7 protein-coding genes and 1 rRNA gene are annotated in these 9,320 nt (G+C 39.7%); 1 reads left to right on the top strand and 7 read right to left on the bottom strand.

Annotated elements, in window-relative coordinates; all coding sequences use genetic code 11:
* The 3 genes from H5087_RS19155 to H5087_RS19145 form a co-directional block, all read right to left on the bottom strand.
* Window positions 1-117 (bottom strand): 16S ribosomal RNA (locus H5087_RS19155); the annotation flags it as partial.
* Window positions 118-745: 628 nt separating this feature from the next.
* On the bottom strand, window positions 746-2,557 hold the full coding sequence (locus H5087_RS19150; protein ID WP_182673053.1) for a choice-of-anchor I family protein: 1,812 nt from the start codon (window positions 2,555-2,557) through the stop codon (window positions 746-748).
* Between the two features lie 83 nt (window positions 2,558-2,640).
* Window positions 2,641-3,870, bottom strand: coding sequence for an acyltransferase family protein (locus H5087_RS19145; protein ID WP_182673052.1), 1,230 nt, complete (start codon window positions 3,868-3,870; stop codon window positions 2,641-2,643).
* A 144-nt stretch (window positions 3,871-4,014) separates the two neighbouring features.
* Between H5087_RS19145 and H5087_RS19140 the strand changes: the two genes are divergently transcribed.
* Window positions 4,015-4,857 (top strand): LytTR family DNA-binding domain-containing protein, encoded by an 843-nt coding sequence (locus tag H5087_RS19140; RefSeq protein ID WP_182673051.1) that lies wholly within the window; start codon window positions 4,015-4,017, stop codon window positions 4,855-4,857.
* Window positions 4,858-4,885: 28 nt separating this feature from the next.
* Here H5087_RS19140 and glmU read toward each other — a convergent pair whose 3' ends face one another.
* From glmU to atpG, 4 genes are all read right to left on the bottom strand, one after another.
* A complete protein-coding gene (glmU, locus tag H5087_RS19135; RefSeq protein ID WP_182673050.1) occupies window positions 4,886-6,244 on the bottom strand; it encodes a bifunctional UDP-N-acetylglucosamine diphosphorylase/glucosamine-1-phosphate N-acetyltransferase GlmU in 1,359 nt (452 codons plus the stop codon).
* 304 nt (window positions 6,245-6,548) lie between these two features.
* Window positions 6,549-6,971, bottom strand: a complete 423-nt coding sequence (locus H5087_RS19130) for a F0F1 ATP synthase subunit epsilon (protein WP_004335277.1) — start codon at window positions 6,969-6,971, stop codon at window positions 6,549-6,551.
* Window positions 6,972-6,984: 13 nt separating this feature from the next.
* Window positions 6,985-8,370 carry a F0F1 ATP synthase subunit beta gene (atpD, locus tag H5087_RS19125; RefSeq protein WP_004335274.1) on the bottom strand — a complete coding sequence of 462 codons (1,386 nt, stop codon included), beginning with the start codon at window positions 8,368-8,370 and terminating at the stop codon, window positions 6,985-6,987.
* A 33-nt stretch (window positions 8,371-8,403) separates the two neighbouring features.
* A complete protein-coding gene (gene atpG, locus H5087_RS19120; RefSeq protein ID WP_182673049.1) occupies window positions 8,404-9,264 on the bottom strand; it encodes a F0F1 ATP synthase subunit gamma in 861 nt (286 codons plus the stop codon).
* Between the last annotated feature and the right edge of the window lie 56 nt (window positions 9,265-9,320).

Raw genomic sequence — 9,320 nt, 5'->3', positions numbered from 1 at the left:
CTCACCCGTCCGCCGCTCGTCAGCAAAGTAGCAAGCTACTTTCTGTTACCGCTCGACTTGCATGTGTTAGGCCTGCCGCCAGCGTTCAATCTGAGCCATGATCAAACTCTTCAATTAAAAAGTTTCATGTCTTTCGACAGCTCAATGAATTCTGAATTTTTGTTTTTGTTGCCAAAAACGAATTGACTGTGCGTTATTATTTTCACTTTTAAAAAAGTGAAATCAAAACAGCTCAAGGCTGTATCTTTTAATAACATATGGCCACTCAGTTTTCAATTGAGACTCTAATTTGTTTGCCTCGCTACCGAAGTAGCTTGGCTGTTAGAACTCAATCTGTACGAGTGCCCACACAGATGATTGCTTTATATTGTTAAAGAACGTTTGAGTCGCTTTAGCGCCTCAAGGGATGCGAATAATACACCCTTTATTTTTTGAGTCAACACTTTGTTTTAAAGTTTCTTTCGACAATTTAAAACCGAAGTTTTATTTAACTCTCTGAGTAGTTCGTGCCTCGCTATGCGTTGGCGTTTCCCGTCTCAGTGGGGTCGCATTATAGGGAGATTCGAGCGGGGGTCAATGTTTTATTTCAGCTTTTTGACAATTAAATGAATTTAGTATGAAAGCTATACAAATAAAGGGCTACAGGATATTTTTAGTTTAAAAAACACGCACTATATATGTATCTATTGATGATGTATTAGTAAGGTTTAAACTAAGCTGTATGTTAAACAAACAACACACAGCTTTATTTTAAATTAAAGGTTAATTTAGATGCTATTTCCCATACGGCAATGGAGCCTGATATTTCATTTCCAACGATTAAGAGTGGGTTTCCTGTCGCACTTTGCTCTGCTGGAACGAATACCATTCCTTCAGGCGCTAAATCGCCTGTAATATTCGCACCTTTAATTAAGCCTCTATTATAGAAGTAGTCTTCAAACTGCACATTATATGGATTGGTAATATCATAAACCATAATCCCACCCATACGCTCAAGCCCTATAAAAGCAAATGTACGATCGTCAATTTTACCAATAGTCAGCGCTTCAGGCTCTGCGCCTTTATCATCTGAACGTGAATCACCTTTGTTTTCATCTTCATTGTTGTTAAATGCTTCACCATGAACCGATGCAGTAATTCGACCTATATCATCGCCTGAATCAAACACCACCAGCCCATTGCTGTCCCAAATGGTAAACGAACGTGCACCATAAGCATAAAGCGATTCGTATTGACCATCATTATTAGTATCGCCTTTTATTGTTGTTACTTTTAAGCGACCAATATCGTTATCGTCGTTATTTAAGTAATCAAAATTAGCTGCAAGCGTTAAGTCTTCAACGCGGCTTTCATCTATATAAGCTAAGCAGCCATCGTCTTTATCGTAATCAAGTCCGCCCTTTGCTATACAGTCTGCTTCATCCGTTGTATCAAAAAAGTATTCTCTTGCGTCACCTTCGTTGGCAGTAACTATAAAGTTAGCGCCTTTCCAACTAAAGCTTGAGATAGTATCGGGCTGGTACATACCATAGAGCCCTGGGTATGATTTAAAATTAACGCCGCCATCTTTATCTGAGGCATCAAGTTGTAAGCTTGACCAATCTTTAAAGCCTAAGCCCTTTAGCTCAAGACTGTTGTCTTGTAGGTTAACTATTGCAAGTGCATTGTTTTCTTGAATAGATACATAAGCATATTTGTTATCTTTAGAAATACTAACGTACTCGGGCTCTAAATCCATAGCTACTGTGGTATTAATTAGATTACCGTTAATAGTACGACCATTTGGGTTTGCAAAAACTACCCCTTGCGCTTCTAGTTCGGCTTGCTTGTTGTTATAGGCTTTAAAATCAATATTTATTGCCGTATCGGCTATTACATTATTTGTTATATCTATAATACTAATAGAACCTTCAGGATCTACGCTGTAGTCGCCACTTGGTTCACCTTCGTTAGCAACCACTGCCTTTGCGCCATCATGGGTGAACGTCACCATGTCTGGTAAAAATCCGACCGTTACGTTTTTAATAAATACAGGTGAGTCGCCGCTTATATCGTAAAAAGCAATTTGACCTGCATCACCCGTGTTTTTAGCAGCCATTGCGACCGCTAGTAAATTATTGTTTTCATCAATAGCAATACTGTTTGCATCGCCTTGGGTATGCTCTTTTAAAGACAACGTAATAACGGACGTTAAATTTGTGGCGCTGATAACCCCTTCGTTATCTTTAACAAGTGCGGCAGTATCAAAGGTGTCGGCGGGTAAAATATTAATAACAGCGTCATCGCCTGAACTGTTAATAGCGTAAATCCATTTTTTAGATACTTGGTAAGCAACTATTTCAGCGGCACCTTCTGGACTTTGTGCATTTAATACTCCTCTTCCTACGAGGCTAATATTTAATACTGAATTAGCATTTACACCATTTATCCCATTAGTTCCAGTTGTGCCTTGTTCTCCCTGTAATCCTTGAGAGCCGTTTTGGCCATCGTCACCATCAAGTGAGCAACCAGTAAGTACAGATATAAGTGACAGCGCAATAATTGATTTTTTAAACATGTGATTTTCCTTAGTATTGTATTTGCTAAATATCAACACACAGGCATGACAAGATTATGGCAGTTTTAATACAGCCTCGTAGCCTAAGTAATTAGCTTATACGCTAGCGGCGTTATTAAGATTAAAGCGGCCGTATAGCCAAGCATTTTTACAGTAGGGGAATAATCTCGTTTAATTGCAACCCCTAGCAAAGGTCTAAATACATCAATACGTGTAATACTCCATGTTATAACCCCGCAGAGAGACCAAGTTCCTGTAATAATGATGAATGGTTCAACAACAGCCCCTAAACTTAAAGGTTGCAGTAAAAAACACAAAATAATCAAAATGCTTTGATGCAATAAATAAAAGGGAAACACCCATGCATTGAGTTGCTTTAAATAATAGGTATTAAAATTTAAAAATCGGTGAGCGAGCGCGAGTACAAAAAATACACCTACAACACGTTGAATATTGTAGCTAGCGCTTAAAATAAAATGAGGAAGAGTAAACACTTTCTGATAACTTAATATTATAAGTACAAACAAAACCGCAAAACTCAAAGCTAGTAATACCAAGTTTTTATCTAAGCAGTTCCAAAAGTAAGTGTTTTTAGCAAGTATGTATCCTGCGAGTAGCAGTATTAAGCCGTTAGTCTCTCTAATTGAATCGCCAGTTAAGTAATGGCTTGTAAATAGTGTGGCAATAGTGAGCAAGGTAATTAAAAACCCAAATGACATACCCCCCTTAACAAATATTTTTAAAGGCGCAATAAAGGGCAAGCGTGCAAAAAGAGTTAAAACAATAATGATCAGCATAAATTGCCACAACGAGCGCAAATACCACAAGTGATTTACATCCACATGCGGCCACACTCCAGACTGATAATTAATAAAAAGCGTATTGTTAATCTCTATAAAAGCTAAATAAAATTGCCAATAACTAATATCAATAACACCGCGCTGCGACATTTCTGCAAACAGCTGTAAAGGCACTATTAACCATAACCCCACCAGCAGGGGTAATAGTAAAAAAATAGAGCGGTATAAAGTGAAATGTAACCAAGACTTAAAGCTGCGTACTTTATCAATCATAAAACGCAGTGCTACGCCCGATATAAACCAAATGAGCAACATGCGCCAAGGTGAAAACACCAACATTAAATATTCAACATACTGTGATGTATAATTACTTTTAAAATGAAATCCCCAGTTTTCACTATACAACATGCCAATGTGATAAAAAATTAGCGACGCAAATGCGATTATCCTAAGCCAATCAAGGTAATATTTACGCGAATTAACTAATGAAGGTTGTTGTACTTGAGTGCTCATGCTTTTACTACTTTATGTATGTTATGCGTTATTCATACCTAAAGATCTCGCTAAAACTATCTATAAGTGCTTATATTACAAGCAATAGTGATAAAAGGTGGTATACAGGGATAAGCGTGCCACGTCAGCAATAAGCATATATTTATGAACCTACAGCACTTTCAACGTTTTCAAAGCATTTACGCATCAGTATTACTGTGTGCTTACGTATTAATTAATAATACAGTAAACGCTACAACCCAAATAATGGAAGCCCAAAGAGAAGGAGCTTTAACTTTTTTAATGTGGGAGCCATTTGTTTGGGAGTATTCAAGTGCCTTGAGTACTTTGCTTATATTCCCTATTTTAATTTGGTTTTTAAGACACTTATCTTTTAATTGGCAAAATATTACGGCCTCATTAGGTACGTACTTTGCTGCCTCTATTATATTTAGCGTGTTACACGTTGGTATTATGGTAGGGGTTCGTAAATTCATATATTTGTTGAATGATGGGTCTTACAACTTTGGACTTAGCTGGTTTGAGCTTATTTATGAATACCAGAAAGACGCTATAAGCTTTGTGTTTTTCATCGTACTTATCAAAGTATATCAATATGTGGTGCAGCAGTTACTAGGTGAAGCCTCTTCAATTGAAGAAAGTGAGCAGCAAACAACATCGACCATAAACCGCCTATTAGTTAAAAAGCTCGGAAAAGAATTCATTATAAAAATAGAGGATGTTGATTGGCTTGAATCGTCGGGTAATTATGTAAACCTACATATAGGCTCACGTATATATCCGTTAAGGGCAACGCTTACAGCATTAAGTAAACAACTTGAAGTGCAGGGGTTTTGTAGAATTCACCGCAGCCATGGCGTAAAACTCGATAAAGTGGAGTCTATTACACCACTATCCAGTGGCGACAGTGAAATAAAATTAACTACAGGTAAAGTACTAAACCTATCTAGACGCTATAAAGAGCAATTTAAACTTCAACTAAAATAAAAAAGGCTACCTAAGTAGCCTCTAATTGTTATTTTTTAACTGGGCGTTTCCAACCCGTTAAATTACGCTGTTTAGAGCGTGCTATTGCTAATTGGTCATCTTCAACGGTACTGGTGATCACAGAGCCTGCACCAATTGTTGCAGTTGCGCCTATATTTACTGGGGCAACGAGTGATGAATTAGAGCCAATAAAAGCATTATCGCCAATAATAGTTTTTGATTTATTAACACCATCGTAGTTGCAGGTAATAGTACCAGCGCCAATATTCACTTTTTCGCCAATTTCAGCATCACCTAAATAACTTAAGTGGTTGGCTTTTGAGCCTTTGCCTAAACGGGTTTTTTTCATCTCAACAAAGTTACCAATGTGTGAGTCTTCTTCCATAACAGCGCCTGGGCGAAGGCGAGCATAAGGGCCTAGCGTACATTTAGCAGCTACGCTTGCATCTTCAATTAGGGTATTAGCCTTTATTACCACGTTATCGCCTATGGTACAGTTTTTAAGTACACAGTTAGGGCCAATTTGTACATTGTTACCAAGGGTTACATCACCTTCAAAGATAACGTTTATATCAACTAATACGTCTTCGCCTGTTTTAACATTTCCGCGAACATCAATACGAGCAGGGTCGGCCAGGGTAGCGCCATTTAACATTAACTCTTCTGCTTGCCATGCTTGGTAAGCGCGCTCTAAGCCTGCAAGTTGTACACGGTTATTTGCGCCTTCAACTTCCATTGCATGATCTGGTTGCGCTGAAGTGATCTCTACGCCTTCATTGTGAGCCATTGCAACGATATCTGTTAAGTAGTACTCGCCTTGTGCATTATTGTTAGATAAGTTACCTAACCATGTTTTTAATAGCTTACCGTTAACAGCCATAATGCCTGTATTTACTTCGTTAATAAGTAACTGCTCTGAGCTTGCATCTTTTTGCTCAACAATACCGACTAACTTACCACCGACACGAAGCATGCGACCATAGCCATTTGGGTTTACCAAATTTACCGTTAATACCGCTAAACCATTTTTAGGTGTTGCAGCTAATAAACGCTCTAGAGTTGATTGTTTTGTTAGCGGTACATCGCCGTATAAAATCAATACTGTGTCTTCATCGTTAATATGAGAGTTGGCTTGCGCGACTGCGTGGCCAGTACCAAGTTGCTCTGCTTGAAGTACCCAATTTACATCGTTATCGGCAAGTTGCTGTTGTAATAGTTCGCCGCCGTGTCCGTAAACTAAGTTTGTAGTCGTTGCACCTAATGCCATCGCATTATCAATAACGTGCTGTACCATTGGTTTACCTGCAACATTGTGCAAAACTTTAGGTAGAGCAGAACGCATACGAGTACCTTTACCCGCAGCAAGAATAACAGTTGTTAGAGCCATTAAAACAATTTCCTTTTTCCGTTGTTTTAGCTAAATAAGTATTATGTTTGTGCAGAAGATTACGTAAATCACTTCTTGTGCAGATACTCAGTAGGTTAGTTTATTCGTACTGAATCTTGACTGAAAAACACACTTAATTGGATGACGTTATTGTAGCGAGGATTGGTGAAGGATATAAGTGATAAAGCACAGATAATAGTCTGATAGACCTGTTATTTAACAATTATAAATAAGCGATACACCATGTTTAAATTACAGACACAAAAAAGCCCACATAAAGTGGGCTTTTCAAAACCGGATAGGCTTACTTGTGACGTAATTGCTGAATTACGCGTAACTGAGCAACTGCTTCTGCCAGTCGCGTAGCCGCTTGTTGATAATCAAACTCAACAGCTGACGAATTCGCCATATGTTCTTCAGCTTCACGTTTAGCTTTTTGTACAGAATCTTCATCTAAATCTTCACCACGAACCGCAGTATCTGCAAGAATCGTGATGTGATTTGGTTGAACTTCTAATGTACCGCCAGCAACATATAACACATCTTCGTGACCATATTGCTTAACTAAACGTACCATACCAGGTTTAAGGGCAGTTAGTAGTGGAGCATGACCTAGGTTTACACCCAGCTCGCCTTCACTACCAGATACTTGAATCGATTCAACAAGACCAGAGAACAAGCTCTGCTCTGCGCTTACTACGTCAAGATGTACAGTCATAGCTGTCATACTACCCTCCTAGTTACATGCCTTTGGCTTTTTCTTGAGCTTCTTCGATAGAGCCAACCATGTAAAACGCTTGCTCTGGAAGCTCATCAAACTCGCCGTTTAAAATGCCTTTGAAGCCAGCAATTGTATCTTTCAGTGATACGTATTTACCAGACGCGCCTGTAAATACCTCTGCCACGAAGAATGGCTGAGATAGGAAACGTTGGATTTTACGTGCACGAGATACAAGTTGCTTATCTTCGTCAGAAAGCTCGTCCATACCTAGGATTGCAATGATGTCTTTAAGTTCTTTGTAACGCTGAAGAACTGTTTGAACGCCACGTGCTGTATCGTAGTGCTCTTGACCAATTACTTGTGGGTCAAGTTGACGTGAAGATGAATCAAGTGGGTCTACCGCTGGGTAGATACCAAGTGATGCGATATCACGTGAAAGTACTACTGTTGCGTCTAAGTGAGCAAAGGTAGTTGCTGGAGATGGATCTGTTAAATCATCCGCAGGTACGTATACCGCTTGGATTGATGTAATTGAACCCGTCTTAGTAGAAGCGATACGCTCTTGAAGCACACCCATTTCTTCAGCAAGTGTAGGCTGGTAACCTACCGCTGATGGCATACGACCAAGTAGTGCAGATACTTCTGTACCAGCAAGAGTATAACGGTAGATGTTATCTACGAAGAAAAGTACATCGCGACCTTCATCACGGAACTTTTCAGCCATAGTAAGACCTGTTAACGCTACGCGTAAACGGTTACCTGGAGGCTCGTTCATCTGACCGTATACAAGCGATACTTTATCAAGTACGTTTGAATCGTTCATCTCATGGTAGAAATCGTTACCCTCACGTGTACGCTCACCAACACCTGCGAATACTGAGTAGCCGCTGTGCTCGATTGCGATGTTACGGATAAGTTCCATCATGTTTACAGTTTTACCAACACCGGCACCACCGAATAAACCAACTTTACCACCTTTAGCAAACGGACATACAAGGTCGATAACCTTGATACCAGTTTCTAAAAGCTCAACTGAACTTGATTGCTCTTCGTATGAAGGCGCTGCACGGTGAATAGACATACGGTCTTCTTCGCCGATTGGACCCGCTTCATCGATTGGCTCACCAAGTACGTTCATGATACGACCAAGTGTTGCTTTACCAACTGGAACTTGAATCGATTCACCTGTATTCATAACTAAAGCACTACGACGTAAACCATCAGTAGTACCCATAGCGATAGTACGCACTACACCGCCACCTAGCTGTTGTTGAACTTCTAAAGTCAAACCAGCTAAATCGCCATCTGTTACTCTTAGTGCGTGGTATACCGCTGGCACGCTATCTTGTGGAAATTCAATATCCACAACGGCGCCGATAATTTGGACGACCTTACCTAAACTCATGTCTATTCCTCTCGTTAATCTTTACCTGAAGCATTAAACTGCTGCTGAGCCAGAACAAATCTCACTAATTTCTTGTGTGATTGCTGCTTGGCGAGCCTTGTTATAAACAAGCTGTAGCTCGTCCATAAGGTCACCTGCGTTATCAGTTGCAGCTTTCATTGCAACCATACGAGCAGCCTGTTCTGAGGCAGCATTTTCTACCACACCTTGGTATGCTTGAGACTCAATAAAGCGTACTAACAAAGACTCTAAAATAGCCTCTGGGTTTGGCTCGTATAAGTAATCCCATGTGTGAGCAGATACTTCTTCTTCAGCTTTTGGCAAAGGGAGTAACTGATCTATAATTGGCTCTTGCTTCATGGTATTAACGAATTTGTTATATACCAAGAATAAACGGTCTATTTTGCCTTCAGAAAATGCATCAAGCATAACTTTTACAGGACCAATAACGTCTTGTACTGAAGGTTTATCTCCTAGGCCCGCTTTTTTAGCGAGTAGTTGACCACCAAAACGTTGAAAGAAGCCTGCTGCCTTACTACCTAAAGTAGCAAATTCAGCATCAACACCTTTCTCTTTCCACGCTTTAACATCAAGTGCAACTTTCTTAAACTCGTTTGAGTTTAGGCCGCCACACAGACCACGGTCTGTAGAGATAACAATATAACCAACTCGTTTTACTTCACGTTCTTTTAAGAACGGGTGAGTAAAATCAAGATTTGCTTGAGCAACACGACCAATTACTTCACGTAATTTATTAGCGTATGGACGGCTTGAAGCAACGCGTTCTTGCGCCCTTTTCATTTTAGACGCAGCAACCATTTCCATTGCGCTAGTGATCTTTTGAGTATTTTTAATACTCCCGATCTTGCTTTTAATCTCTTTTCCGCTGGCCATGACTCTCTCTCCGAATCAAGGTGTGCTTTAGTTTCCTAAAGCGCACCATTAATAAC

The organism is Pseudoalteromonas sp. SR43-7 (assembly GCF_014163785.1).
Lineage (GTDB): Bacteria > Pseudomonadota > Gammaproteobacteria > Enterobacterales > Alteromonadaceae > Pseudoalteromonas > Pseudoalteromonas distincta.
The sequence above is the reverse complement of the archived record's forward strand: the minus strand, read 5'-3'. Positions and strand labels throughout refer to the sequence as shown.